Here is a 25308-nt window from a genome sequence, read left to right on the forward strand (position 1 = left end):
ATACGAAATTTCCGTGTATCGAATGTTGTAATGCTCAAGCGACTGCCCGTGGAAAAATTCGGTTCGAATTCAATCCACGGGCTCCCTGAGCAACTTTGCCAAAAGCCTCTTGACATTACAACGATGGGAAGCTTGATAGTCCCAACATCTCATCAACGATGACCCATCAGGAGAAAGTTCATGATTGCCTTTGAAGTCAATGATATGACGTGTGGCCACTGCGCCGGTGCGATTACCGAAGCGCTGAAAGCTGTGGACGGTGGTGCGCAGATCACTGTCGATCCGGCCAGGCATCGGGTGACGATCGAGTCGACCGATGTCGATCCGAACAAGCTGCGCGACGCCATTGCGGATGCCGGCTACACGCCCGTGCAAGTCGAGAGCGACAGTTCCAACGCATGTACTACGCAAACGAAGAGCTGTTGCGGACAGCAGCACTAAGGGTTGCTCGCTCGTGGCGTCGGCCGCTCGCGATGAGCACCCGCATTGCACGGCGGCGTCTAACGGCGCTTCCTGCAAACATTGATTCACCCATTTATTAAATCTGAAACGTTCTTCCCAAATAGAAAATAACAGGATCAATCATGAAACTTCGACAACTTGTTCTGGGCAGCTGTCTTGCATTTTCTGTTGCGGCTATGACTTATACTCCGGTGTTCGCTGAAGACGCGGCGGCGCCCTCGCCGGACGCCACCAGCGTCACGACGACCACGCAGACAGCCACGACAAAGAAGGCGGTTCGCGCAGCCAACCGCACATTCTCCAGGACTGTTCATAAGGCGCTCTCCAAAACGACGGGCCTCGACGCAACGTCGATCACCGTGTTCGGTGATGCAAAGACGGGGCGCGTGACGCTGGCTGGCTACACCAGGGAAGAGCAGCAGAACGACCTTGCTGTCGATGCGGCGCAGAAAGTGCAGGGCGTCACGTCAGTTAGCAGCAAGCTGACGGTGCGCCAGGAAGGCCGCTAAAGCCGTCAGCGCGGCAGCCAGATTTGGCCGCCGCGCAAATGAACGAGCTTCTGTTTCGCACATGTCCGCGGAAGCTACTGGAAACGGATCGATGACGGAACTATCCGAAGACAATCGCGTGCTTCGCACGATGTTGCATGTTCCTGGTCCGTCGGTCGGGCAACTCAGTGCGTGTGCGAAGGAGCAATTGGTGGCGCTCGAGACGCGTCGCGGTAGCGTATGTCCATCTGTCACTGGAGATCGTCGGCATCTAGCGAAGCGGCCTTTCAACATCATGGTCGCGGACCGGTTGTTGCCATACACGATCAACGTTTCGCGGAGCGATTCGTGTCTCAGTCGGTACACCGAGCAGATCTGGTGCAGCGGCCGCGCCCCCATCGCCGCGATCTGCGCACTGACGGGGCGCACCATCAATCGCGGCGACCAGGTGCTTCGCCCCCGAACACGCGGGATGCCCGTCCCGGCTGGCTGTTATCGGATGATACTTGCGGAAATGATCGTAGATTGCTCCGACCTGGCGATCACTGGCGCATCAGATACCGCTTCGTACCTGCTCTGTGACCATCGTGGCGTTCGACAAGACGGGCACGCTTGCCGAAGGCAAGATCGACAGCAATGGGCCGATGCCGCGTCGTCGGCGGGGCACGGAGAGAGCCGCTGGCACGTTTGATGCGATTAAAGGAGCTTGACTATGAACATCGGCGAAGTGGCGTCCGCATCCGGCGTCTCGACCAAGATGATTCGGCACTACGAGGGTCTGGGGCTATTGCCTCAAGCGAGCCGCTCGATGAGCGGTTATCGACAATACAGCGACAAGGATGTGAGCAGACTGCGCTTTATCCGCCACAGCCGGGACCTCGGTTTTTCGCTGGAGCGGATCGGAGAACTGCTCGACCTTTGGCAGAACCGCGAGCGCTCCAGCCGTCAGGTGAAGACACTGGCGCAGACACACATCGCGGAGCTCGATGAGAAACTGAAAGAGCTTCAGGAGATGAGGGCCGCGCTCGAACACCTGGTGCATGGCTGCCACGGCGACGACAGGCCCGACTGTCCGATCATCGAGTCCCTAGCATCCGAAGCGGCGGTACGCGACGGTGTTGCCAATGCGCCCGCCAAAGGGACGCTTCCCGACAAGCGGCGATCGCCCTCCCGTTGAGTTCGAAGTTCGCGAACGGACCGCAGGGCGAGAATCACCTGGGCGCAAATGAAGTGTCGTTTCCACATTGCACCCCAACAGTTGGGCGACGTTCCAACTGCTGGTGTTTTTTCCTCAGGCGGACCGACGACGCTCAGCGACGCCGCCCCTGACTCTGCTCCGCTCAAAATTCGTAGCCTTGTCCATCGGCTGGAATGAGCACGCGATTGGGGTCGAGCTTCTTCTCGGAAATGAATTCGGCCAACTCCTTTCTCGTCTGCGTGGCATGGCCCAATGCCTCCATGTGGCTGGCGACGACATAGGCGTTCGGAGCCGCCTCGCTCGCGCGGTACAGATCCTCTTTGCCCATAATTATTGCGCCTTCGATGTCCCTGAAGCGCACGTAGCCGGTATTCAAGACGACGACGTCCGGTTTGTACGTGGTAATGGCTGCCTCGACATCCTTATTCCACACCGTGTCGCCAGCCACGTACACCGATTTGAAGTGAGGACGCTGGAACACGATACCATGGACCGTACCCAGCATTTTCCCGCGCACCTCCATCGCTTCGTCGCTGCCGTGTTGCCCATTCGTTCTGGTCAATAGAAACCCTCTGAACTCGGTAGGCGCATTGAGGGCATGCACGTCGCGAAAGCCTGCGCTTCGGATCCTTTCCGCATCCTGATCGTTTTGCGCAAAGATCGGGATGTCTTTCGGCAAACGTTCCTTGGCGACCTGGTCCCAGTGATCGAGGTGCAAGTGGGTAACGATGACCGCATCGGCTTTCATCACTTCGTCGATCGGAATCGGCAAATCGACAGTGGGGTTTCGAATCTGTTCATTGAATGCGCCGGGTGCGGCCGTGTAAGAACCTTTGGGGCCTAGCATCGGGTCGACCAGGAAGGTCGTGTCTCCGTATCTCAGCTTGATCGTCGCATTGCGGATCTGTTGAAACGAAACGATGTGTGCGCTCGTGTCGGAGTCGCGCGTCGAGTCCGCAGGCGAGGCCGACGCACTCGCGGAAATCACGGCGGCGGAAAACAAGGATGCGGCCTTTTGTGCCAGGGTCTGTATAGACATGGATGCGATTCTCCTGATGAGATTGTCTCGGGTGCAGTAGGGTTGGCCCGAGAGCCGCTAAATTATTTTTCAAGTTGAGAGAGCAACTACGCCGCAACGGTTTTTGTCGCGGCGTAGCTGCCTCCTTTTGCAATTTCGCACTCGGTTGGATTAGCCCATGGCTGCGGATCGGCGTGGCTTCATGCCCTCACCACGCCCGCCACTCGCGTTTCGCGTCTTGCCGAATCGCAGCAGACGCAAGGCGTTGAGCGTGACGAGTGCCGTTGCACCTGTGTCGGCCAGGACCGCAACCCAAAGGCCGGTCATACCCAGCACGGTGGTGATGAGAAACAGCGCTTTCAGGCCGAGCGCGAAGGTCACGTTCTGTCGAATATTCGTCATTGTTGCGCGCGAGACTGCGACAAGGTGAGCGACATCGGTGACTCGGCTCTTGAGCAACGCGGCGTCAGCCGTCTCGATTGCGACGTCAGTGCCGCCCCCCATGGCGATGCCGACGTCTGCGGTTGCCAGTGCCGGTGCATCGTTGATCCCGTCGCCGACCATGGCCACCTTGGCGTCGTGCTTCATCTGGCTAATGTGGCGCAACTTGTCCTCAGGCAGCAATTCGGCTTGCCATTCGATACCCAGCTGAGAAGCGATGGCACGTGCAGTTCTGCTGTTGTCGCCCGTCAGCATGACGGACCGTATTCCCAATTGCCTCAGGCGTGCCACGCCTTCGCGTGCGTCGCGTCGTGGCTCGTCGCGCAGGGAAAGCAGACCAATGAGTTCGCTGGTCTGTTCGTCGAGCAATACGGCGACAGTATTTCCACCATCTTCCAATGCTTCGATGTGCCGGCGCGATTCGGCTGAAAGGTCCGCTGCCTTGGCCGCGTACGAAGGCGATGCTACCGCCAACTTCCGGCCATTCACGGTTGCATGGACAGCCTTGCCTGGCGTGGCCGAGGCGTTCAATGCGGAGGGGATGGCAATGTCAGCCGCTTCGGCGTGCGAGACGATCGCCTTGGCGAGCGGATGGCTGGAGCCCGATTCGACCGCAGCCGCGAGAGCCAGAACTTCGCTTTCACCGCCCGCGCGGAAGGACACAACCTTGGTCACACGAGGCTTGCCTTCGGTCAGCGTACCGGTCTTGTCGAATGCAACGGCGCGCACGCGTCCGATCGTTTCCAGCGCATTGCCGCCCTTGATCAACAGGCCCCGGCGCGTTGCAACGGCCAGCCCGGAGGCGATAGCGGCGGGAGTCGACAGGACGAGTGCGCATGGGCAGGCGATGAGCAGCAGAGACAAGCCGCGATAGAGCCACGTTTCCCAATTGCCGCCCATCACGAGCGGGGGGAGGACGACAACGGCGGCTGCGATCGCCATCACTGCCGGCGTGTAGTACCGGCTGAACTTCTCGATGAATCGGGCGGTGGGGGCCTTGGATGATTGCGCCTGTTCCACCAGCTGAATGATTCTCGAGATGGTATTGTCGGCGGTCGCTTTATCGACTCGCACCTGGAGTGCACCTTCAACGTTGATCGATCCGGCAAAGACGCTTTCACCTGACGTCCTGGGACGCGGGACTGATTCTCCCGTCACAGGAGACTCGTCGACACTCGACGCTCCGTGGAGAACGACGCCATCGGCGGGAATACGATCGCCTGGGCGTACCAGGACAATGTCACCAATCTGCAGATCCGCTGCCGTCACGGTACGCTGCTTTCCCCGCGGATCAAGCAGGACGGCGGTCTTCGGCACCAGCGTCGCCAGCGCCTTGATTCCTGCGCGTGCACGGCCGGCCGCCACGCTTTCGAGCAACTCGCCGATTGCGAACAGGAACACGACCGCAGCGGCTTCCTCCGATTGCCCAATCGCGAGTGCGCCCAGCGAAGCCACAGTCATCAGCATCTCAATCGAGAAAGGCGAGCCGGAGGTCGCCAGCGCCCAAGCCTTGCGCGCGAAAGGAAAAACGCCGACCACTACCGCGGCCGTGAAAATCCAGCCTGCGTATTCCGGGATCAGCTGGGCTATGGTGTAGGCCGCTCCCATCAACACGCCGTTGCCGACAACCACTTTCCCTTTCTTTGTTTGCCACCAGCGATGAGTGCGGGAGGGGGCCTCTTCTTTACGCGGTGTATCGGCGGCCGTGCTGTCGTGCCGGGCGTCCGAGACGCCAAAGCCCATGCTCTTGATCGTCTTCTCGATGTCTGCGACCTGCGTGAAAGCGCCAGAGGCGAGGGAAAGCCCCAACGTTTCCATACTGAAATTAATCTTTACATCAGAGACGCCAGGCATGCGCGAAAGGGCCGTCTCGATCTTACCTATGCAACTTGCGCAGTCCATGCCCTCGATGCGCATCGTGACATTCGGCATGACCGATGGGAGTTCCGATGGTTTTTGGTTGGACGCTGGTTGGATGTCACACGACTTGCGCTCGTGGTTATGGTCATGCGCTCGGCCTTCACCGCGAGGTCCATCGCAGGTTTGTCCGTGGTCATGTTTGTGGTCGTGTGCCTCTTTATGATCATGTGTGCCGTGATCGTGTGCACCGCTGGACGTCCCGGCCTGGTGCGTGCCGGCATCGTGACCGTGTGCTCGAGCGTCGTTCGATTGCGCAGTAATGACGGCAACCGAACTCGAAACTGCACTCGCCGGTAGCGCCGTCGCATCGAAACCAAGCGCGCGGATCTTCTTTACGATGTCCGGAGCCGTCGTTTTGCCCGACCGGCTTCGCCTAACAGACAAAGTTTCGCTGTTGAATTGGACGCTGATGTCGGATACCCCGTCCATACGACCCAACGCGGTCTCGATCTTGCCCACGCAACTTGCGCAGTCCATTCCTTCGATGCGAAAGACGAACTGTTCGTCATCCGAAGAGGTGTTGCAAACCGATTTTAAAGACATGTGGACCTCCTGAATTGATATTGCAGCCAACGCGGGCAAGTACGTTCGAATTGAAGCGCTCGTTCTCTGCCAACTGATGGCAACTTGATCACCGTGTTGAGTAGGCTAGACATTGCTATCGTGGCAAAGTCAAGTGCAGAGGATTCCGGTCAGCGGAAAGATTTCCTTTTGATGAGAGACACTTTCTCTCATTTGCACATAGCGACTAATCAGAGAAGAATCTCGATTAGCAGGAGGAGAATGGATTGGAAGCCAGCACGTGATTGGAAGCTGCGATGTGAGCGTCTGCACGATCGCGAGCATCAATAGCCTTCCTTCCTGCGGTTACTGGCTTTCGGGACAATCCTTCTCACCGTAACGAGATGCGGCAGTCCGCCGAGCGACGGTGACGTCATCCTGCTTTCCTTCAACCGGATCCTGCTAGCTAGCAGGTGGAGAGACTAAAATGAGCAATCAATTCAAAGGCAGGAAGCTGCTGGTCATCGGCGGTACCAGCGGAATCGGCCTGCAAACGGCACGGATGGTTCTTGCCGAAGGCGGCAGTGCGGTCATCGTCGGGCATCGTGCCGATAAGGCCGAGGAGGCGCGCAAGGAACTGGCCGCGGTGGGCCCGGTTGAAGCGCTGGCTGCGGATCTGTCCAACGATGAAGGACTGGTGGCGCTGCTCAAGACTATCGATGAGCGGCATCCGGATATCGACCTGTTGGTCAACGCGGCTGGTGTGTTCTTCCCGAAGCCGTTCCTTGAGCATCAGCCCGCGGATTACGACCAGTATCTGACGCTGAACAAATCATTCTTCTTTATCACGCAGAAGGTAGCCGCGAATCTCGTCACGAACGGTCGTCCTGGCGCGATCGTCAACATCGGTTCGGTCGGTGCCCAGCACGCCATCGCCGCGATGCCGGCGTCGGCATACGCAATGGCGAAGGCCGGCCTGCATTCGCTCACCCAGCACTTGGCCATGGAGTTGGCGCCGAAGCACATTCGCGTCAACACGGTGTCGCCAGCGGTAGTGCAAACGCCGATCTACGAGAAATTCATACCGAAGGATCAGGTCAATGGTGCACTGCACGGCTTCGACAGCTTCCACCCGATCGGCCGAATCGGTACCCCTCAGGACGTCGCCGAAGCCGTCGCCTTTTTACTCTCGGACAAGGCGAGCTGGGTTACCGGAGCGACCTGGAACGTGGACGGCGGCGTAATGGCCGGCCGCAACTGATCCTGGCGGGCAAGCGTCACGCGCTTGCCTTTATCCAGCGCTCGTTCCGTCATCGCATATCGCTTTCGAATCCGGGGATGCTTCGAGATCCAGCAATGTCGGAGTCGACAATGCTGGGCCGACTCTCGAATTTCCGGTGATCCGCCTTACTCTCCAGTGATCCAGCCCCAGCGTGCGAAAATTGATGCACCCCCTTTGGAACGAAGGAAATCCACGAACTGTTGGGCAGCGGTATTCGCCGTGCCGCGTTTGGTCACCGCCACGCCTGTATCGCGATAGATCGCGTAGCGCGGCTCGATTGGCACCGTCTCGGCGAGCGAGGGGTTCGATACCTGCCAGATGTTCCAAATAAGCCAGGCGTCGATGTCGGGCTGTGCCATCCAGGTCTGTCGTGCGGTCGCGCTATTGCCTGCGTAGCTCACGATGTTGGCACGCAACGTCGTGACGGTGCGAATATCTCCAAGCCGACCTGCAACGTCTTCCCATACGCCATTCTGCCCAGCACCATTTACCACCAGAATCTTTATGCCGGGTTTGAGCAGGTCCGCCAGGCCGTGGATATGGCGAGGATTGCCAGGGCGAACCAGTATCGACATTGGGCGAAGATACAGCGGAATCGGTGCTTGAGGCGTGAGTTGATCACCCATTGCGACGACAAAATCCGACATCATTGTTTCCGAACCGCTGTAGACCAGATCAGCGTCGGCGCGTGCCCGCTCGATCCATGAGGGCGTGGGTCCAGCCGTGACATCTACGTGTGTACCTGTTTGCTTCTCGAACGCTGCGGCCGCTTCCTTCATTGCTGGTGCCGGACCGCCGGGTCCATAGACATGCAGCGTGGATTGAGCCGACGCGTGGACTGACGAGATGGACAAGGCCAGCGCAGCGGCAAGGCGCGTGCAAGCTCGCAGGGCGAACTTCGGATAGGAACTATTCATAAATACTCCTGAAATACAGGTTCCGGGTGCAGGTGGCTGATTGATCCGCATATCTTTTCGTTTGCGCCGACATTGTTTGACGACTTCGCACGCTGTCGAAATGAGATGTTTTGCTGATAATCAAGGGAGAGCTCTGCCCGCGTGCGATGGTGTGGAAGTGGTGTTTGGGTATACCCGTTCACCTGGCATCTACTTCAATCAAAAGAAGTGCCGTGCTAGCACGGCACTCAAACGATCCCGGAAACAGGTTGGAGGATGACCCGGGATCCAAACGAGGTACCGCGGCAGGCCGGAAGAAGCCACCCCAGCATCGCGCCTTGTATCTCCAGAGCAATCAGAGGCCGTTGGTCTGACTCAGCAGCGCCTCCTGGCGCTCGGAGGCCAGTGCCAAGTTGTCTCCGAGTGACAACACGACTTCAATGCCATGCCGCAAGCCGTGCGCGAATTCACTTCGTTGCTCGACGCTCATCCGCGGCGACGCGGTATCGGCGAATTTGTAGAGCATTGCAAGCCGCCCGCCAAGGCAGGCAATCGCGTGCGCGTTCGACGTCGGGCTTGTTGCTATGCCATCAGGTCTACTCAGCAACCGTTTGACGTCATTGACAGCATCAAAGCGGCCCCTATCCTTACGTGTCCAACCTTTCTCCGTGCGGGAGTGTCGGCCGCGTGTGTTGTCTCTAACTAGTGCGGTAGCTTTTCTTTGATCTTTGCTACGGCCGCCAGTGCGCAAGCTTCGTCTTTGTCTCCTCCCGGCGAACCACCCACGCCAATGCCGGCGATGATTTCATCCCCGACCTTGATGGCAACGCCGCCTGGCAACGTAGTCACATTTGGCGTGGATGCCAGGGATTGCGCAGCAAGTGGTGGATATTTCGTCGTAAGCAGATCCAGGAATTGACTGGTGCGGTCGAAATGGAAAACCGATCCCATAGAAGCTGCGGTATATGCCTTGCGATAAGAGGAGTCCCTCGTATGGATCGCGGCGTGATCGCCCCGCAAAACAGCCTGGGGCGTTCCCGCTACATCGACCACGGTAGCTGTCACGGCATAGCCCTTCGCGCTGCACGATTGCACAGCTTCGAGCGCCGCTTCCAATGCGAGACTCATTGGTAGGACGTATTCGCTAGTCGAAACTTGAGCGTGCGCCGCCGACAGCGAAGTTAGGCTTGCGACCGCGATCGCACCGAGCGTGATCGCATGTTTTGCTTTTGGCATCTGATTTCTCATGAGGAGTGTGTTTGCCGGTCCAGCACTCTCGCAGTGTGAGCCGGGGAAATCATAATTTCTCTGTGGGAGCAGATTTCGACGTCGCTAAACGTGCGCGTCGTGTAGGACCGACTGCTTCCCCAAACTGAGCCATTGTTCAACCTAGAGCGCCCGCCCGCAAACGAGAAATTCTGTCTTTGGTTAGAAGAAAATGTTTTTAATTAGGCGCGCGCGATGCGGCACATCGCGCCGCACGCTTTGTCGCTGCTGGGAGACTCGCGTTGGCTGGCGATGAATCTGTGCGAAACGTTGAGAAACCGCCTGCACTATGTTGAGGGCTTGGAGCTGACCTCCCGATGCACCTCGTCAGTGATGGGGAAGCAAGCGATGAGATACTTTAGAACCGGCCACGCTGTGGCGTGGTCCGCGCGCCGCGCAAGTGACCTCTCCGGCGTTCCCCGGAGCCTGCTCCGTCATGGTGCCACCGTTCTCATAGATCATCGACCGAATCACGACGGCCGTGCGGGTCTCATCGGCCTGTCGCAGAACATCAAACTGGCGGAACCCGGTCTACCGCCGACGTACTGGGAGCCAGACGGACTTAGGTCCGATTTCTTGATCGGCCGCTGCAGCCTGACACTGACCTGAGCAATACCGCCGTGAAGCGTCAGGGCCTCTTGCATACGCTGGCCAGCTAATGGTTCCGGGCCCGACTGCGAGCGCGACTGCAGTGGCCGTTCGCCACGCGGAACGGCCTGAGCTGCCGTCGATGCTCGAGTCGCGAGTGGACTCAGTCGTTGCGGGGGGGGGGCTATTTGGTTCGTCAAGCGGTTGGGGCTGACTTGGGTTCGTAAAAGGTGCCGTCTCGCAGCATGGCGAATAGGACGTCGCAGGGTCGCCGTGCCAATGCGATGAGCGCCTGGTTAGGCCGCTTGCCCTGCTGGACCTTGCGTGCGTAGTAAGCCCGTGAGACGAGGTCTCTCAAGGCGGCGAAGGCCGATAGAAACAAGGCCCGCTTGACCACCTTGTTGCCGCGCCTGGACGGATGCTCGCCACGGATGGATGAGCCAGAGCGCCGGGTAACTGGTGCGAGGCAAGCGTAGGCCGCCAGGTGACCTGCCGAAGCGAATCCTTGTGCGCGACCTCGGTGAGGAGTCTGGCGGCTGTCCTGACGCCGACGCTTGGCCTGCTGGTCAGGACCGGCCAAAGCGCTGGCCGAAGTACCGTCGGCCGATGCCAGCCAACCATTTCAGGCCATCGCGTCCGGCGACGTCGCGCTGGCGATGCGCGGCTATGCCGACAATGCTCAATTCAATTGGGTTGGTGGCCCGCTGGACGGCACGTGCACGGGAGTCGATGCGATTCGCGGCGTCTGGGAATACTCATGAAGGCCTAGGGGCCGATGAGGGTCTCAGTCGATGGGAAAGTTGAACAATGTCCATTTTTTGTCGCGAACGATCGTTCGTAATATTCGTCTACATGGGTTCCGAAGAGGGGCAGTTGGTTGTCGCTCCGATGTCCGCGTCCACTTATGTTATGGCCACAGTTGTTCTGCGTTGGCTTACCCAGCACTTGGCAATGGATGGCGCCGAACACAACCGTGTCAACACAGTGTTGCCGGCGATAGTAAAAACGCCGAGCTACGAGATGTTCATTCCGAAGGCCGAAGTGAACAGCGCTCTGCACGGCTTTCGACTTCCACCCAATCTGATGTATCAGCACCGCGGAGGACGTCGCCGAAGTAGTGGATCAGGCGAGATGGCCGGCCGCAACTCATCCCGGCGGGCAGGCGTCGCACGCCTGCCCTTGCGCGGCGAATGCTTCTTGTCACATACGGCTTCGGGGCCCAGAGGCATTGCGAGACACGGCAATGTAGCGCTCGAACGTGCAGGATAAATACGCCCGAATCTCCTGATTACCAACTTACTCTCTCCGCTCATCCACCTCAACTGGAGAAATGTAGCTCGCGCAGTTTGATCCGCTCTCGCGCGTTTGCCTAAGAATCCCTACGCGGACGAAACGGTCTACGTCGAACCACGGCTAAAGCTTTTCTTTAAGAGAAGAAAAGAACATCTGCCTTGTGAGCGAGTACTTGCCACTTTACTGTGTTTATGCGCTCTCGTATGCGCTAGCTGTAAAACTTGTCGTTCAACATAGAGGGATTGAGATATGAGCTATCAAGAGAGAAGCGACCTGAACCTGTCGGAAGAACTGTTTCGACTTGCAGGTCCGGATGGACAGACGTTCAAAGCTTTTCATCACGACGCAATCGCGCGCACCGATGGCCAGATTCCCAACAAGTATCGGGAGCTCGTCGCACTGGGTGTCGCGTTCACCACCCAGTGTCCGCTCTGCGTGGACCTGCATACTGCAGGTGCCAAACGGCATGGTGCCACCCGCGAGGAAATCGCAGAGGTATGCATGATCGCAGCCGCCATGCGTGCCGGAGCGGCATATGGTCAAGGACTGCTTGCACTGAAGTTATACGACCAGCGGTAACCTACATTTAGGTCGCGATCTGGCCGGCAGTCTACGGAGCACAGCGTCGCTCTGCGGGCTGCCTCTCGACGGTTCGGGCGATCACCCCGCATCTTGAAGACGAATTACTTATGCGTCGATATCCCGCCCCGATGCAATGGCCGAACGACAGGTTGACTCGGGCGTGCTTCACAACTCATCGGAAATAGGTGTGGTATGGAAGATCAGGTGGAGATTTTGATCATAGGGAGCGGTTTTGGCGGGGCTGTCGCCGCAAAAAGACTAGCGGAGGCAGGAAGAAATGTATTGATGCTGGAGCGCGGTCCGTGGCGAAACACGGTGCCCATGCAGTCGACTGGCATCGGAGACCTCGCGCCTCTACCACAAGGCCGACACGCATTTACTTATGGAGTCAGATCTATTAGATCTCGATTTCTTAAAAACGAGATCGTGTTAAATAGGAAGGGATTTGTCGAGGCATATCTTGGCGACGGCGTCAATGTGATATGTTCGTCAAATGTTGGGGGAGGCAGCCATATCTATGCTGCCGTGCTAGGCAGGCCATCTGATCCAAATTATTGGAATGGTCGTCATCCCGATATTTCTCAAGATCAAATGGGAAGATATTATGACGAGATGCTTACACTGCTCGGTGCCCGGCCCATATCTCCTGATGACATGGTTCCAAACAGCATTGATCAAACCAACTACAACGGCGAACTGTCGAATGCCGGTCTGAAAAATGCACCTATCGGCATTCTTTTTCCTAGAGAGCCTGGTCGAGCTGCTAAAGTGACATCTGAGAACGGGGTGGAGCGGTGGGAGTGCGACATGAAAAATAATAGCTTTCTCGGATCTCCGTCTGGTGCAAAGACAACATTAGATTTCTCGCTTATTTGGCCCGCAATGCAGCACGGCCTAGTTGTGAGGGATCTGTGTGAAGTAAAGTCGATTCGAAAACTGCGAAGAAACGAAGGGAGCTCGATGCGATATGAAGTTAGATATCGAAATCATCGGAGCGGGCTTGAAGGGCGAGTGCTCTCGGAAAAAGTCATCCTGGCGGCGGGGGGGGTGAATACCGTCCGCCTTCTGATGGAGAGCCGCGACGTCGATAATGGCTTAGATGGCATGCCACGTTTAGGCTATCGATTTGGGACGAACGGTGGCTTTTTTGGGTTTTGGAAGGAGAATAGCGATAGAGATCTCACTGTTGGCACGCCGCTCTGTGGGCCGTTCAAGATCAAACATTCGCCAAGCAAGTCAGCACAAATGCTTCGTGCGAGTATTCAGGGAATTGATGAAATACCGATTCCGAGATTGCTGAAAAAATGGTTACGCAAGAATTCTTTTATTGTCGCTATCGGTGGCGATGATGGAAACGGTTTGATGACCATGAGGTATGGAAGATTTAACATTCGGTACAACAAGAATGAAAATAGTGTTTATCGAGAGATTTCCGAGGAAATAAAGGGCATAGAAGCTTTAACAAAAACAAGAGTGTACGCTCCGGGTGCTCCCGTAACAGTTCAGCCGATCGGAGGCGCTTGCTTGGGTACCTCGACCTTTGATGGTGTCGTCGACGCGAATGGAGAGGTTTTTGACAATCCGGGACTCTATGTAGCAGATGCCGCTGCACTTCCGGAACCTCCCGGAGCGCCGCCGAGTCTATCAATCGCGGTATGGTCAGCTCATGTTGCTGATAGGTTGTTAGAATCGAAGTGATTTTTCCCAGCAAGTTGTGTTGGAAAAGCGCAGAAGCCCTTACAGCGTAGAATTCTAGCTTTCGGTGACGCACCACATGCGGGAGGTAGAGCTTTCCTATCCTCAAGCCGCCGCTTGCTTCGATATTCGAAACTTCAACATCATCCGGGAGTGGGAGAGCGCGCTCGACGAAGGAGGATACCGCGTTGTCGCAGAACCGCACGCGGCGCCGCATAAGAATGACAACGCAGTCGTTCACCGAATCTCAACAGCTGGCGCACGAGGACGACGCGCACACTCGACAGGAACTGCTAGACGAGCTGAATCATCTTCGCATTGAGAACGCTTAGCGAAACAAATTGAACGCCTTGGTCCAAGCGAGCAACCTGCAAGTACAAGGGACAGAGCCTGAATCGTGCTTGAGCTAAGGCAACAATATTCGCTCGCTGGGTTACTCAGGGTTGCGGGCCTTGCGGATGGCCGACAAGTACGCGAACCTGAAGGTCGAGATCCGCGCTATCTTCGATCACCACAAAGACCAAAATGGCTACCGGACTAGATTGTCGAATTGCTGGCGCGCAGACTGTGGACGCTGCGCTCATTCATTGACTTCGCTTCTACTTGTAATCAGGAATTCTCCTTTCATGACCGTTTACGACTACGATCTTTTCGTCATTGGTGCAGGTTCGGGAGGTGTGCGAGCTGCGCGAGTGGCCGCCTCCCTTGGAAAGCGCGTGGCTATTGCGGAGGAATATCGCTTCGGTGGCACTTGCGTTATTCGAGGCTGCGTGCCCAAAAAACTGTTTGTCTACGCCTCGCAATACAGCGAGCATTTCGAGGACGCTGCTGGCTACGGCTGGAGGGTTGCGCCGCCGAGCTTCGACTGGCCGACGCTGCTCGCGAACAAGGACGGTGAGATTGCGCGTCTGGAGGGCTTGTACCGTCGTAATGTCGAAGGCTCGGGGACTGCAATTTTTAACACGAGGGCGGAGCTTGTCGATTGTCACACTGTAATGCTCGTGAGCGAGGGACGGACGGTGACAGCTGATCAGATACTGATTGCTACTGGCGGAAGGCCATCAGCACATCCGGCGCTGCCCGGTCACGAACATTGCATCACATCCAATGAGGCCTTTCACCTACCGACTTTGCCGAGGTCGATCATAATTGGTGGCGGTGGCTACATTGCGGTGGAGTTCGCGAATATTTTCCACGGGCTAGGTGTTGAGACCACACTTGTCTATCGCGGGGTAGAGATCCTGAATCGCTTTGACACGGATTTACGGACGGGCTTGCATGAAGCTATGGCACGTAAGGGGATTGAGATCGTCTGCCATACCGTTGCCGAGGAAGTGGTACGTCGCGACGATAGTCGTCTGGATGTACGGCTTAGCAACGGAGAGACTCGCACGGCCGACCAGTTCATGTTGGCTGTCGGGCGCTTGCCGAACACGGAAGGGTTAGGGCTTGAAACTGCCGGTGTCGAAACCTCTGCGACCGGCGCCATACTGGTTGACCGCTATTCGAGGACAAATGTCGGCAACATCTGGGCGATCGGTGATGTGACAGATCGGGTTCAACTTACCCCGGTGGCAATTCATGAGGCCATGTGCTTTGCGCAGACCGCATTCAACGGGAACCCCACAGCCCCCGACCACGATTTAATCGCAACGGCGGTCTTCTCTCACCCGGAAATCGGTACAGTTGGCTTGTCTGAGCACGACGCCGCGGCAAAATTCGACGAGCTGGAAATCTATCGTGCCTCATTTCGTCCTATGCGAAATATGCTTTCGGGGCGCGACGAGAGGGTGCTGATGAAGTTGATCGTCGATGCCGCGTCGCGCAAGGTCGTCGGAGCCCACGTCATGGGCCCCGACGCAGGCGAGATGGCGCAACTGCTCGCTATTCCGCTTAAGGCCGGCGCTACCAAGGATGACTTCGACCGCACCATGGCTGTGCATCCGACGGCGGCAGAGGAACTCGTAACTATGTACAGACCGACATATCGGGTGAGAAAAGGTGAGCGGATTGGCTGATTTGTCTGGCGCCGCTTCGAGATGGGTCTTCGACACGTGTCGAGCGTTTGCGCAACGGCGCAGACTTAGTTGAGTATCGCGACGTCGCTTATCGGGCTGGCGGCTATGCGTCGGCCATCGAACGCGTATTCTCGCCGCCCCTGTGTAAGAAGAACTGCATGAGGCAGCGCCGTATCCCGACGCATTTCCGGCAGATATCAGGTCACTGCCGCGCCGAGAGCGCTCGCAGTGCCTCGCCTTACCCGATTCAGAAACACCCGGCGAACTCGAACTAAGACTATGAAGACCCAGCAAGGTGTGACGCATCCGGCGAGCAAACGAGAGCGTGCCAAAGTCATTGCGGCCGGTCTTTGCGCGCTGATCCTTACGGTGGGCCTCGCTCGCTTTGCCTATACACCGATGCTGCCTATCATGCGCAGCGAGACAGGGTTGAGCATGGTGTCTGGCGGCTGGCTGGCGACCTGGAACTACGCCGGCTACATGGCTGGCGCGCTGATTGCCGCTAACCTCTCGCGGCTCGAGTCGAAATATGTTTTCTATCGCGTCGGCTTGGTGCTCGGCGTAATCACAACGCTTGCTATGGGGTTCACGCAGTCCCTCGTGTTGTGGGATGTACTGCGCTTCTTCTCGGGTATAGCGGCGGTTTCGGGGTCGCTGCTTGCGTCCGGGTTAGTGCTAGATTGGCAGATTCGAAAGGGACACAAGCCTGAACTCGGCCTGCACTTCATGGGCATGGGGGCGGGCATCCTGCTTTCTGGCGTTGCCGTTCAATTCCTATCGGCGCATTGGACGTGGGATGCCGACTGGATTGGCTTGGGCTTACTCGGCTCGCTCTTCTTCTTCTTCGCTTGGACGTGGATGCCGGCACCGGTCAGCCACGATGGAAGGACGTCGCGCGATGCGCACGACGTGCCCAGTCGATCCTGGACGAGACTGCTTTCCTTGTCCTACCTCTGCGCAGGGTACGGGTACGTCGTCAGTGCTACGTTTATCGTCGATATCGTCGACCGACTGCCAGCATTTGCCGGACGCGGAAACTGGGTCTGGGTGGTGGTCGGGTTGGCGGCAATTCCGGCGAGTTTTATATGGGACGGCGTTGCTCGTCGTTGGGGCATTGTCGAGGCGCTAATCGCGGCGTTCCTTCTTCAGGCGCTCTCGATCATTCTGCCGGTGCTTACCCGTGAAGCGGCATGGATTGCATTGAGCGCGATTCTTTTCGGTGCCACATTTATTGGTATCGTCAGTCTCACACTTGCCCTGGTGGGACGTCATTATCCGGGTAATCCGGCTAAGGCGATGGCACGGATGACGCTGAGCTATTGTGTCGCGCAAATCGTCGCTCCAGTCGTCACCGGCTACCTTAGCGCACATTTTGGAAATTACAACGCTGCACTGATTTTCGTCGCCGGGGTGATGATGGTGGGTATCGTGTTTCTCGGCCGCCTCGTCAGAACCCCCGTGTTCTTGTCGAACGGCGCTGGGACACCAACGAAATGACGCAAGCTCAAGGCCCCGTTGCCAAGGGTAGACGTTCGGGCCGAGGTCTGCTCAGTGGGGCGGTGAAACAACGTCGGCGCAATTCAGCGCCCATGTTGCTCATACGTGCTAGCTGCAGCGCGTACATGTTGGGGTAACGCTCCAGTCGGCGGGTGACACAGGCGAAAACTCAACGAACCGCTGGATGCTCTTGGGCTCGGCCGGTTGCATGTGCGGGCATCCTGCGGCGCGGTTGCGCGCAAACCTCCGTCTTTTGTGAGTCTGCTCGGTCGTTAGCGGCGCGAATAATGCCGTGCCTGTGTGAGCGCCGGGGCGTTGCCCGTACTCAAGATGATGTGCCCGCTCAAAGATTTTCTTTAGCGGTGGAGAAGAATATCACTGTTGTGCATAGCTTCTTCGTGGACCAGAATCGTTGTTCGATAGTTGCCGATTCTACGTTTTGCCTAGGCGGCAAGACGGGGCCGCTGTCAGGGTCCAGAAGGAGAGCATTCATGTCTGAAGTTCGTGTTACGCCGTGGAAAGATGGGGACGAAGCGCCAGAGGATTTGCTTGACGCGATGCGTGCCAGACGGCCAAACGGCGAACTCATCGGTATCGACCGCGTGCTTTTGAAGAGCTTTCCCTTGGCGACAGGGTGGAACGAATTGCTGCGCCGAGTGCGCGCAGACTTCAGTCTCGAACTGGAGTATCGCGAGCTCATTATGCTGCGAGTCGCTGTGCTCAATGAAGCCGCGTTTGAGTGGGGTGTTCACTATCCCGCTTATCTTGCAGCTGGCGGGACCGAGCAGAAAGCTGCTGCTGTTAAGAGCGTCGAGGTCAGTCGCGGGCTGTTTAACGAGCAGGAAGAGGCGCTCATTCAGTTGGCCGACCAGTCGACGAAGCGCGTGGCAGTGGATGCCGCCGTTGTCGAGAAGGTGAAACGCCTGTTCGGCGAAGTGAAGGCCGTCGAGGCTGTCGCGACGGTAGCTGCATACAACATGGTGTCTCGTTTTCTCGTAGCGCTTTCGATCTGATGAACTGACAGCGATCCCGACTTGCGTTCAGGCCACGTGGTTGCAGCGAGTTTGCGGTTCGCGTGCAGGCTAATCGTTGAGCGTCGAGACGTGTTTGCAGCAACACTCAGTGATGCAAGGTGCTTCCGACGGCCGGTGGCGTCACGTATTCGCGCAGGATCCGTGCGCCTCGTAGAACGGCGTCAAACATCGGTGCAGAAACACATTGAACTTAACCGCAGGAATATGCATGAAGACTGCGCGTGTCGCCATCGTCGGCGGTGGGCTGAGCGGGGTTTATGCTGCATGGCAATTGGAGCAGCATGGAATCCGTGACTATGTATTGCTAGAGGCGCGCCCCGCGTTGGGTGGCCGTATTTTGTCGACGGCAACAAAGGTAGAGGGTGCGACCGCAACGGGGCGGGAAGAGCACACGGTGAATCGTTTTGATTTGGGGCCGACATGGTTTTGGCCGTCAATGCAACCTGAGTTTGGGCGTCTAATCACCGACTTGGGACTGACGGCGTTCGAGCAGTATGCTGACGGAGACATGGTATTCGAGCAGTCGGCCACCGAGCGACCGGTTCGTATGCGAGGGTACATCCAGCCTGACTCGATGCGCTTGGTCGGTGGGATGCGTACGCTCGTTGAGACACTTTACGAGCGGTTAGAACCCGCAAATGTGTTGACTGAACGGCGAGTAAGCAAGCTGCAAGCGTTGGACGGAGCGGTGCAGGTGACGGCGGAAGACTTTACTGGGGCGGTTCAAACGTGGAGCGTCGAACACGTGTTGTTGGCGCTACCACCACGGCTGGCTGAAGCAACGATCAAGTTCGACCCTGTGTTGCCCCGAGAGCTGGCTCGTCAATGGCAGAGCACCGCGACGTGGATGGCGCCGCACGCGAAGTACATCGCGATCTACGAAACGCCATTCTGGCGCGAACTCGGCCTATCTGGAGAAGCCCGAAGTGCACGGGGGCCGCTAGCAGAAATTCACGATGCATCTATGCCTGGCGGAAGGGGAGCATTGTTTGGTTTTCTCGGAGTTCCCGCGCAGGTCCGTTCTCGTGTCTCGTCTGATGTGCTTCGAACGCATTGCCGCGCACAGCTCGTACGGATTTTCGGCGAGGAAGCTGCGAACACGATCGGCGACCGTGTCAAGGACTGGGCTATTGACCCGTTCACAGCAACAGAATCGGACTTGAGCGCTGAGCTGGGACATCCGCGTACTCCGGAGGTCGCTGCCAAGTCGGGCGCATGGTTCGGCCTCCTGCACGGCATCGCAAGTGAGTGGTCTCGGGAATATCCCGGTTACCTTGCCGGTGCTATTGAGGCTGCAGACAGTGGCGTGCGCTCGTTATTGCGAGTGCAGGGGTAGTGCCGGCCCTCTGCTGCGACACGATCGCAGTACATGGATCGTTGCACCGATATGGAGTGATAGAACGGATGCCCCCAACTAACGATTCGAATGGAGTGGTGAAGACGACCTGTCGCGCTATGGAAGTTGGGCAATCTGGCGTTCTGGGGCTAGTTTAGCGCGCTGCTCCTACGTCATGGCCGGGAGAGGTGCTGATCGCCATTGAAGCTCGTGGCGTATGCAGCGCGGACGCCGTCGATGTTCAGCGCGAAAATCCTGGTCGGGTCCCTGGTCATGAGGTGGTGGGGCGGATCGACGCGATCGGTTCCAGCGCGCCAGCCATCTGTAAGATCGGTCAGCGCGTAGGTGTGGGGGCGTCCCCGGGGGGGCATTGCAACGAATGCGTCCAGTGTCGTCAAGGACGATTCCAGATTTGCCTTAACCAAACCGTTGAAGGGGCGACGTGTGACGGCGGCCATGCAGAGATGATGATCGCTCGAGCGACGGGGCTAGTGGCTGTGCCTGACGAGTTGGCCTCGAAAGAGGCTGCGCCCATTTTGTGCGCTGGCATTTCAACATTTGACGCACTGAAAAAAAGAAGTCGGGAGGCGGAAGCGGAGACCTCGTTGCAATTCTTGGTGTTGGTGGCTTGGAGCATATGGTCTTTCAATACGCTAAGCGCATGGGTTTCAAAGTTGTGGCGCTGGGTCGGGGCGCCGAAATTGAGAACGATGCTCTGGCGCTTGGCGCGCACGTCTACGTAGATTGCAATGCTGAGTCGGCTGCGTCCAAATTGCAGGACATGGGCGGAGCAGTCGGCATCATATCGACGATCACGCAGGGTGACGCAGTCGATGCGGTTGCTGGAGGTTTGGCCCCCGAGGGAACGACACACGGTGGTTCGTGAAGCCGGTGCGCGATGAATTGGGATCTCACCGGCAAATTCTAAAGTAAGGCAACAAAAGGCACTAGCTGGGCACAGGTAAGCATGACGATGATGACCTCGGGCACGATCGGCGAAGCTCGCCGGCGTTCTCTCAGCAATGCCAGTCGCAAGAGACAAAATAAGCGCGGAGGTCACGCGTGGCCGACGGTATCGCACCGCTTGCGTTGCGCCAATCAGACGCGTGGAGATGTGCTATGGACAATCCTTTGAGATGCTGGCCGACGCTTGCTGTGTTGGCGCTCCTGCTTGCTGGATGTGTCACCGGTGGCCTGCCACAAAGCAGGCCGCATCTGAGCCCAACGGAGTGCTGTGACTTGGCCGCGCTTAGAAGCAACGCGCATCCGACGAAGGCACAGAACCAAAGCGAGCTTTCGGCCTTGAGAAAAGCGGGCTACGACCCGTCACCTTGGAACGACGACCCAAACTACCCAGAGGATCTACACGCGGCGCAGCGCCTGGTCGACCATTGGTTCGAAACAGAGTGCCAGTAATTTCAAACCAGGTGAGAAGCAGCGGAACCACTACGGATCTCGTCAGACCTCATGCACAAAACCGCGCGTCGCATTGCAGCATAGAGCAGAGCTAACCCTTTGTGGCGCACTCGGCGCCCCGATGACACGTTTCGCTACCTACCGACGAGAATTGGTCGATAGGTAAGCGTCCGTTACTTGGACGAACTATCGGCTGGTTGGCTTCTGCCGCTGATGTACGGAGACGGATTGTGTGCATATCGAAGCGGAGCTTGCGTCAATGTGACGACTTACTCCGGTGTTGCCCTGGTTGCGAACTGCCTGCTCGATGGCGCGACAATCTAACAAGGACATACCACTTCAGTACGCTGTGCGTCGTTGGTCACGCTTAACCTAAAAGGAAAGAGAACATGCGTAAATACATCTACCTTGCGGCATTGCCCGCAGCCTTCATTGCTGGGATGTTTACATCCCATCTGACCACACCGGCTCGAGCGCAAACGTCAAATGTGCCGCTGACGGCGCAGATTATCGACTTAGCGGCCATGACAGATGCCGATCTCGGCCCGCAGATTCCGAACATGGGCACCTTGCACTCGAAGGGCCTAGTAGTGACGCCGAGCGGGACCGTCGCTGTGCAAACCGGCAATGTACCCAAGCATACGCATAAAGGTTCCGACGAGATCCAGTATGTGATCTCAGGAAGCGGTACATTCTGGCTGGGTAACGAACAGCATCAGATTCACCCTGGTGACCTGATCATTATCCCGAAGGGGACCGTACATGCAGGATCGGAGCCTTCCAGCGGCGAATTCAAAGTCCTCGCTATCAAGCTGCCCCCGCAAGCTCCGGGCGACATGCAGATGGTTCCGTGAAGTCAATATTCTGTTACCTAATGGTGCTTGCCGCGCGAGCGCACGCTGAAAATTGGGCAGTACGCTATCGACCTCATTTATAGGTCTGCGCCGATCATTCACGACATTGGGGTAGATTGGTCTGGGTTGGCGATGAAGCGGATTGCTGATAGCCCGTATCGCGCAGCCAACGTCGGCTTTCATCATAAGGGAACTTACAGTCCCGACACTCATCTGCCGACTAGTGTCGGCGGGGAGCCAATTACCGTTATCAAGACGATGGCGTCACTCGGAAAATAGCAGTAACCATGACAGGGGTACGGAGGGGATGCGTCTACGCCACTCAACGTTGCCGCTGCAATGGAGAGACTCCAACGAGCGGAAAGTCCCGCACGCTGTGTGGTGCTTCCATCGCTTATGGGTCGACAATTGGCGGATACAACGCAGTGTAGATACCGGTCACGGATCTCGCCAAGCGGATTCTCGAACCATTTGTTGGCGCGAACGAAGGGGGCGGAACCTTCGTCGAGTTCGCGTTCGAGCTGCTCGTCCAAACACTTGCCATTTGCGTCCGCTGCCCCACGAAGAGGGCATCGATATTCACAACGCGGTCGGCGACTAGACGCAGCCTATGATGTTGGGCGCGTCGTTTGGCACTTCAATAGCCAGTGTCCGCTCCGGATGCTATCGGCACGTCCGACACTGTTCCTTCTGGGACGAACCACGTAAGGTGTGGCCATACCCCAACAGGCCGATCAGCGGACCTGGGACTAAGGCCCACGTGGCATCGAGGCCGGCGTAGCTAAGTAGTGCCGTTGTCAACGCTATCGATACGACTGTTACCGCGAAACCTATGGAGTTCATTATCGCTAGCGCGCTTCCAACGTTGCTGGCCGGGCATGCTTTGGCTGCGAGTGCTGAGAACTGCGGCGAGTCGGCGACGACTGCCGCGCCCCATACAAGAAGTAGAGCACCGACCGCGCAGGGCGGCAGACCTCGCCATGCGACTGAGAACACCAGCGCACTTAACCCCGAGATAGTCAGTGCGCCGAGGGCAACCTTCGCGCTTCCGATCACGCGCGAAAGGTAGCCACCGATAAGCGAGCCCACTGCTCCCACGCCTATGACGACAAAGGACAACCCGGCGACACCGAGTGCAGGAAAGTGCTCTGCGATGTGGGTCCGCGATATCAGCAAAGGTACTGCGGTCCAGAATGTGTACAGTTCCCACATGTGGCCGAAATAACCTATGCTTGCTGCGCGGAACGGGCGAATACGAAAGATGCCAAGCGCGGTCGTGGGTTCATCGGGTGCCTGAGAGTCAGCGGTGGAAATGCGGCGGGTATGCGGACCATCACCGAGACAACCAATGAGGCACGCACCGAAGATCGCGAGCACGGAAGAAGCAGTAATGATGAGCTGCCATTGGAACCCCGAGCCCAGCAATTTCAATGCATGCGGTAGGGCTGTGCCGAGAGTAAGCATCGCGACGAGCTGCGCTAGTGCCTGCCCAGTTCGGTTTGGTGCCCAGCTTACAATTAGCTTCATGCCCATGGGGTAGATGCCGGCAAGGCACACGCCGACGCAGAAGCGAAAAGCAGCGCCGCTCACGATACCGGTCGCGAGCCATGCAAAGCACACGTTGAATACCGCGCCGGCAATCGCACTGAGCACGAAAATCTTGCTCGCCTGGATTTTGTCGGCGACTCCGCTCATCGATATGAGGAGCGTTCCAAGAATGAAGCCAAGCTGGACGGCGTTGGTCAGCCAGCCGATGTCCGCGGGCGTAGCGCTCCAGACCCGAGCCAGGTCGGCGGCCGTGCTGTTAGCACTGAACCATAGTGATGTGCCGAATAGCTGCGCGATTGAGATAATCGCGGCAGGGCTCGCAATGCGAAGGAGTAGCTGTTGTAGCCCTCCCTTTTTCTCTACAACGTTTGAGTCCATGCAATTCAACTGTCATTGGTGTCCAGGCTTCCGACACAGGCAGGCGCGTAGAGTAAACACAGCGCAAGTCAGGTGACGGCAGGAGGGACGAGGTTCAAGCCCTCGGGCGGGCGATCGGCTTAACTTCGCGTTGTAAGTGCTGGCGCGGACCCGCCTGAAGTATCAAAGGAGCTTTTCGAATGCGGATGTTTAGTCAAGTGGTGACGAGTTGGCTAAGCCAACGCGTGTCCCTCGGAGACGGTCTGCGATGCAGCCGCCTATCGAGCAAGGCGCGGGCCTGATGTACATCGCCACTTCGCATTAGCGCGACGAGAAGTGTGTCCTCGACGACCTCGCGTTGGGCACCGCTACCGCCGATACGAGCGACCTCCATGGCTACCGGCTCGAGAATCTGGGCGCAGCGGGCATACTCTTCCTCGACGAAGGCGCGAGCTGCATCGCAAAGTGCAGGCACGACAGGCCCAGCTGGCAGCTTGCCTGCCTCAACTAGCTTGACTAGTGCATCGCTGCGACGCTGAAGCCCTTCCTTGTCGCCAGTGGCGGCGGAGATCATCGCCATATGCAAATCTGCAAAAGGAAAGCCCGCCTGCTGAAAGTAAGCGGCAGAATATTTCGCGACATCTTCCCACATCCCTTTCGGCACGGAATGCCCGTATGCCTGCAAGCGCCAGAGGAACGAAGACGTGTCGCTGACCACATTAACCGGGACTGCGGTGGTTACAGCAGGGGCGACGTTGGCGTTATATATATTCAATGCACCTTCGATGTCGTCTCGCTCGAGCGAGATAAGTGCGATATGCCAGGCAATGTGGTTGTGCAGCACACCGCTGCGGGGATATTCAGGAAGCCAACCGTCCAGGAACCGCTCGGCACTGTCACTCGCTCCTGCTTCGTACATTACGTGCGCGAACGCATGTGCTGCGTTGACGTTGTGCCGCCGCAGTTCAAGCGCACGCTCCGTAAAGCAAAGGCCACGCTGAATGTTGCCGTTCTCTCCATGGGCCCAGCCGCGATAGGTCAAAAACCACCAGTCGCTGTCGTCAAAGTGTCGGGCGTGCCGCTCGCATAGGTCGACGCGGGCTTGGTCATGATCTGCCATTCCGGAGAATGCAAAGAGACCGAACGCGCCGAGCGGGAGTGACAGGATTAGAATATCCCGAGGCCAGCGATCTGCATGAGTGAGAGCCGCTGCAAGTGCTTTGGCGGACTGACCGGTAATCGCGAGGCTGAGGACCTCCACATGACTGCGCTCTCGCTCCGTCCCGTTGACGCTAACCAGCGTTTGGGCCTTGCTGACTAGCGCGCGCGCTATTGTCGTTTCAGAGCGAATGGCATGCAATCGAGCGCGAGCAGCCACGGGGAGGGCGAAAGCAGGGTCGAGTGCAATCGCGGCCTCGAGAGCCTCCTCGGCCCCTGGCCACAATGACAGCAGCAGATCGACGCCTGTCTGGTATCGTTCCGCAGCGACGCCGGAGCTGGTCGATAGCGGAAAGTCGTAGCGGTCAGTATGTGCCATAAGTCTTGTTGCTCCTCCGATGCCAACGTCAAACTGACGGAATGCGGTGCCGTCGCTGACGGCGACCGCTGATTGCGTCAA

At 57.7% G+C, this 25308-nt stretch carries 23 protein-coding genes and 1 pseudogene; 16 read left to right on the forward strand and 8 right to left on the reverse strand.

The features are described 5' to 3' along the window. Positions 1–180 precede the first annotated feature (180 nt). From VSR72_RS12315 to cueR, 4 genes are all read left to right on the forward strand, one after another. A complete protein-coding gene (locus VSR72_RS12315) occupies positions 181–441 on the forward strand; it encodes a heavy-metal-associated domain-containing protein (RefSeq protein WP_342952643.1) in 261 nt (86 codons plus the stop codon). Positions 442–584: 143 nt separating this feature from the next. Beyond that, on the forward strand, positions 585–971 hold the full coding sequence (locus VSR72_RS12320) for a BON domain-containing protein (RefSeq protein ID WP_342952644.1): 387 nt from the start codon (positions 585–587) through the stop codon (positions 969–971). Positions 972–1245: 274 nt separating this feature from the next. Continuing rightward, positions 1246–1641, forward strand: a complete 396-nt coding sequence (locus VSR72_RS12325; RefSeq protein WP_342952727.1) for a DUF3331 domain-containing protein — start codon at positions 1246–1248, stop codon at positions 1639–1641. Positions 1642–1662: 21 nt separating this feature from the next. Next, a complete protein-coding gene (gene cueR, locus VSR72_RS12330; RefSeq protein ID WP_342952645.1) occupies positions 1663–2127 on the forward strand; it encodes a Cu(I)-responsive transcriptional regulator in 465 nt (154 codons plus the stop codon). A 163-nt stretch (positions 2128–2290) separates the two neighbouring features. Here cueR and VSR72_RS12335 read toward each other — a convergent pair whose 3' ends face one another. Continuing rightward, positions 2291–3187: an MBL fold metallo-hydrolase gene (locus tag VSR72_RS12335; RefSeq protein ID WP_342952646.1), complete on the reverse strand. Its 897-nt coding sequence runs from the start codon at positions 3185–3187 to the stop codon at positions 2291–2293. Between the two features lie 150 nt (positions 3188–3337). Next, on the reverse strand, positions 3338–6070 hold the full coding sequence (locus VSR72_RS12340; RefSeq protein ID WP_342952647.1) for a heavy metal translocating P-type ATPase: 2733 nt from the start codon (positions 6068–6070) through the stop codon (positions 3338–3340). A gap of 445 nt (positions 6071–6515) precedes the next feature. On the opposite strand from VSR72_RS12340, the gene VSR72_RS12345 reads away from it, so the two are divergent. Further along, positions 6516–7289, forward strand: a complete 774-nt coding sequence (locus VSR72_RS12345) for an SDR family oxidoreductase (RefSeq protein ID WP_342952648.1) — start codon at positions 6516–6518, stop codon at positions 7287–7289. A 146-nt stretch (positions 7290–7435) separates the two neighbouring features. Here the strand turns inward: VSR72_RS12345 and VSR72_RS12350 are convergent, their stop codons facing one another. The 4 genes and pseudogenes from VSR72_RS12350 to VSR72_RS12365 all read right to left on the reverse strand — a co-directional run. Beyond that, positions 7436–8227 carry a substrate-binding domain-containing protein gene (locus tag VSR72_RS12350; RefSeq protein WP_342952649.1) on the reverse strand — a complete coding sequence of 264 codons (792 nt, stop codon included), beginning with the start codon at positions 8225–8227 and terminating at the stop codon, positions 7436–7438. Positions 8228–8561: 334 nt separating this feature from the next. Next, entirely contained in the window at positions 8562–8732 is a 171-nt protein-coding gene (locus VSR72_RS12355) for a hypothetical protein (protein WP_342952650.1), read from the reverse strand. Positions 8733–8908: 176 nt separating this feature from the next. Beyond that, the gene (locus VSR72_RS12360; RefSeq protein WP_342952651.1) at positions 8909–9442 is read right to left on the reverse strand and encodes a heme-binding protein; all 534 of its coding nucleotides are present in this window, start codon (positions 9440–9442) and stop codon (positions 8909–8911) included. A gap of 814 nt (positions 9443–10256) precedes the next feature. Next, positions 10257–10642 (reverse strand): annotated as a pseudogene (locus tag VSR72_RS12365) (transposase); the annotation flags it as partial. On the opposite strand from VSR72_RS12365, the gene VSR72_RS12370 reads away from it, so the two are divergent. From VSR72_RS12370 to VSR72_RS12420, 11 genes are all read left to right on the forward strand, one after another. Then, the gene (locus VSR72_RS12370; RefSeq protein WP_342952736.1) at positions 10615–10821 is read left to right on the forward strand and encodes a hypothetical protein; all 207 of its coding nucleotides are present in this window, start codon (positions 10615–10617) and stop codon (positions 10819–10821) included. The pseudogene VSR72_RS12365 and the gene VSR72_RS12370 sit on opposite strands and share 28 nt — an antisense overlap. 781 nt (positions 10822–11602) lie before the next feature. Further along, positions 11603–11932 (forward strand): carboxymuconolactone decarboxylase family protein, encoded by a 330-nt coding sequence (locus VSR72_RS12375; RefSeq protein WP_342952652.1) that lies wholly within the window; start codon positions 11603–11605, stop codon positions 11930–11932. 195 nt (positions 11933–12127) lie between these two features. Next, on the forward strand, positions 12128–13633 hold the full coding sequence (locus tag VSR72_RS12380; protein ID WP_342952653.1) for a GMC oxidoreductase: 1506 nt from the start codon (positions 12128–12130) through the stop codon (positions 13631–13633). A gap of 623 nt (positions 13634–14256) precedes the next feature. Continuing rightward, positions 14257–15648, forward strand: coding sequence for a glutathione-disulfide reductase (gor, locus tag VSR72_RS12385; protein WP_342952654.1), 1392 nt, complete (start codon positions 14257–14259; stop codon positions 15646–15648). A 279-nt stretch (positions 15649–15927) separates the two neighbouring features. Continuing rightward, entirely contained in the window at positions 15928–17145 is a 1218-nt protein-coding gene (locus tag VSR72_RS12390) for a YbfB/YjiJ family MFS transporter (protein ID WP_342952655.1), read from the forward strand. Positions 17146–17636: 491 nt separating this feature from the next. Then, entirely contained in the window at positions 17637–18158 is a 522-nt protein-coding gene (locus tag VSR72_RS12395) for a carboxymuconolactone decarboxylase family protein (RefSeq protein WP_342952656.1), read from the forward strand. Between the two features lie 229 nt (positions 18159–18387). After that, on the forward strand, positions 18388–19515 hold the full coding sequence (locus VSR72_RS12400) for an FAD-dependent oxidoreductase (protein ID WP_342952657.1): 1128 nt from the start codon (positions 18388–18390) through the stop codon (positions 19513–19515). A gap of 188 nt (positions 19516–19703) precedes the next feature. Next, positions 19704–20258 (forward strand): alcohol dehydrogenase catalytic domain-containing protein, encoded by a 555-nt coding sequence (locus tag VSR72_RS12405; protein ID WP_342952658.1) that lies wholly within the window; start codon positions 19704–19706, stop codon positions 20256–20258. Next, entirely contained in the window at positions 20177–20401 is a 225-nt protein-coding gene (locus tag VSR72_RS12410) for a hypothetical protein (RefSeq protein WP_342952659.1), read from the forward strand. Before VSR72_RS12405 ends, VSR72_RS12410 begins: the two co-directional genes overlap by 82 nt. A 233-nt stretch (positions 20402–20634) precedes the next feature. Continuing rightward, positions 20635–20931, forward strand: coding sequence for a DUF4148 domain-containing protein (locus tag VSR72_RS12415; protein WP_342952660.1), 297 nt, complete (start codon positions 20635–20637; stop codon positions 20929–20931). A 389-nt stretch (positions 20932–21320) separates the two neighbouring features. Continuing rightward, positions 21321–21785 (forward strand): cupin domain-containing protein, encoded by a 465-nt coding sequence (locus VSR72_RS12420; RefSeq protein ID WP_342952661.1) that lies wholly within the window; start codon positions 21321–21323, stop codon positions 21783–21785. Positions 21786–22448: 663 nt separating this feature from the next. On the opposite strand, the gene VSR72_RS12425 is transcribed toward VSR72_RS12420, so the two are convergent. Both VSR72_RS12425 and VSR72_RS12430 read right to left on the reverse strand, forming a co-directional pair. Then, positions 22449–23711, reverse strand: a complete 1263-nt coding sequence (locus VSR72_RS12425) for an MFS transporter (protein ID WP_342952662.1) — start codon at positions 23709–23711, stop codon at positions 22449–22451. A gap of 193 nt (positions 23712–23904) precedes the next feature. After that, a complete protein-coding gene (locus VSR72_RS12430; RefSeq protein ID WP_342952663.1) occupies positions 23905–25227 on the reverse strand; it encodes a tetratricopeptide repeat protein in 1323 nt (440 codons plus the stop codon). Between the last annotated feature and the right edge of the window lie 81 nt (positions 25228–25308).

The organism is Paraburkholderia sp. JHI869 (assembly GCF_038900775.1).
In the GTDB taxonomy this organism is placed as follows: Bacteria; Pseudomonadota; Gammaproteobacteria; order Burkholderiales; family Burkholderiaceae; genus Paraburkholderia.